Genomic DNA, 2,099 nt, shown 5'->3' with positions numbered 1-2,099 from the left:
GGTTTCGGGCAGGGAGGGCAGGGCCACGATCGCCCGGCTGCTGGCGGCATCGGGCGGCCCGACCAGCAGGATCGGCACGTCAGGCCCAGCCATGCGCCGCACCCGCGCCACGGCGCTGCGCAGCACGGATTCGGTTTCGGCCAGGCCCAGCGCCGGATCGAATCCTTCGTTGGTGCCGAATGCCAGGATCACCAGATCGGGCCGGGCCGCGGCGAGTTCGGCCCCGGCCACCGTATCGTCTGCCCGTGCCAGATGCATCGCCCGCGCACCAACCACGCCCAGGTTGGCCACGATCGCGCCGGGCGTGCCGGTGCGGGTTTCCCACGCCGTCAGGCTGACCGGGCGGGTATCGAGCGTGGCCACGGTCGCCTGGGTGACCGGCACCGCAGAGGTGCGCACGAAGCACACCGCGCCCGGCGCCTGTGCGGAAAAGCTGATCGGCTCGGCCGGGACGCCATCGAACGTGACCGTCACCGCGCCTGCTTCCGGCCCGGTCAACCCGCACAGGGTAAAGCGGGTGAACCGCGTGGCCGGGCTATCGGCGGTCAGGCTCATCGTCGCGGCGGGCATGGTGGTGGTCTGGGTAAAACCGGAAAAGCCGAGCAGCGCGCCCATGGCGGTGCGTTGCGGGCCGAACAGGGCATTGCCCTGCCAATCGGCGCTTTGCCGCGCGGTGACGCCCCAGGTGAGATAGCCCTGATAGGGCTTGCCCGCCGGCATCATGCCGCCCCCGCCATTGCCCAGCCGCGCCTGCAGCGCAGCGCGCAGGCCCTGGCTGATCATGTCGCCCGCAGTATGGCTATCGCCAATCTGCACGACGGACAGCACCCCGCCCGGCGCGCCATTGGCCAGCTTGGCCAGAAACGGCGCCAGCGCGGCGGCATTGGACAGTTGCCCGGGCACCGCCGCAGTGATCGCCGGCACGGCAGGGGCAGGGGCGCCCGGCAGTGTCAGATCGACCGGTGCGCCGGTCTGCGCAACAGCGGCCGCCGGCAACAGCGCCGCCGTGCCCCAAGCCGCAAGGGCCAACTGCGTGCGGGCAAACGCGCGAGCGATCATGAACGTTTTCCGCTGGCTGGTGAGGCGCCGGCACTCGATTTCGACGGGCTGGCCGAGGGTGTCGGCGCGGGCGGGGCCGGTTTGGCATCAGCCGGCGCCTTGGCCGGGGCTGTGGACAAGTCTGTGGGTGATGCGGTGGACTTGTGTGTGGGCAAGTCTGTTGGCAACCCTGTGGGCTTGCTGGGGACATCCGCCCGCGTTGCATCGACAGCAGGCCGCTTGGCATGCTTGGGCGCCGGGGCATGGCTGGCGGACGCCGCCGGCGCTGTGTCATTGCTTACGGCTTGGGTTGTGGGCTTGGCCGCTGGCGGCGCCAGCAGGGCCAGGATCGGCTGCACCACCGGCCGGCTGATCACTTCATAACCATGAAACGTCATGTGCTTGCCGTCGTTGGCGCGGGCGAGATAGTCCTTGCCGGTGGCCGGATCGATCAGGCGCAGGGCAAAATGGCCCTGGCGATCCTGGCTCACCGGCACGGCATTGGCAAAGGGCACGCCCAAGCGGCAGGTGACCTTGGCATAGAAGCGGTTCATCGCCTGGATATCGCGATCGTATGTTGCATCGCGCATGCGCGGCAGGCCCACCCAGCCCACCGCCACGCCGCGCTGCTGCAGCATCCGCACCAGCGCGGTCATCCGGCCTTCGATCGTTTCCTGCCAGGCCGGGGTCATATAGGCGGCGGCGTGGCCGTTGACGAACAGGCCCTGGGTATCGTTGGCGCCAATGCTGATCAGCGCCACGTCGATCGGCTGGCCGGCCACGCGGTCCTTGGCGTCCTGCAACAGATCGCGCGTGCGATAGCGGGTAAAGCCAGTGCCTTCGTGGCTGAATTGGTGAACCTTTACATCGGGATACTTGCGAAACGCCTGGTCGGTCGCGGCCCACAGGCCATCACCGAACGAATCGCCGAACACGCCGATGTGCAGCGGCCGGTGCGCCGCCAGCGCTTCGGCCACGCGCGCGCTCTTGGGAAACTTGCCGCTGCAACCCGGGGCCAGGCTGGGGGCAGGGGCTGGCCCGGCGGCGGCAAGGGGGGCAGG

General features: G+C 69.7%; 1 protein-coding gene and 1 pseudogene. Both read right to left on the bottom strand.

Annotation, left to right across the window (positions count from 1 at the left end; genetic code table 11):
* Positions 1 to 1,059, bottom strand: a pseudogene (locus H926_RS30405) (SGNH/GDSL hydrolase family protein); the annotation flags it as partial.
* The coding region (locus H926_RS30400) for a GDSL-type esterase/lipase family protein (RefSeq protein ID WP_082209339.1) at positions 1,056 to 2,099 on the bottom strand (1,044 nt) is incomplete at its 5' end. The gene H926_RS30400 and the pseudogene H926_RS30405, both read right to left, overlap by 4 nt.

It is taken from the genome of Novosphingobium sp. B-7, assembly GCF_000410615.1.
Classification (GTDB): domain Bacteria; phylum Pseudomonadota; class Alphaproteobacteria; order Sphingomonadales; family Sphingomonadaceae; genus Novosphingobium; species Novosphingobium capsulatum.
The sequence above is the reverse complement of the archived record's forward strand: the minus strand, read 5'-3'. Positions and strand labels throughout refer to the sequence as shown.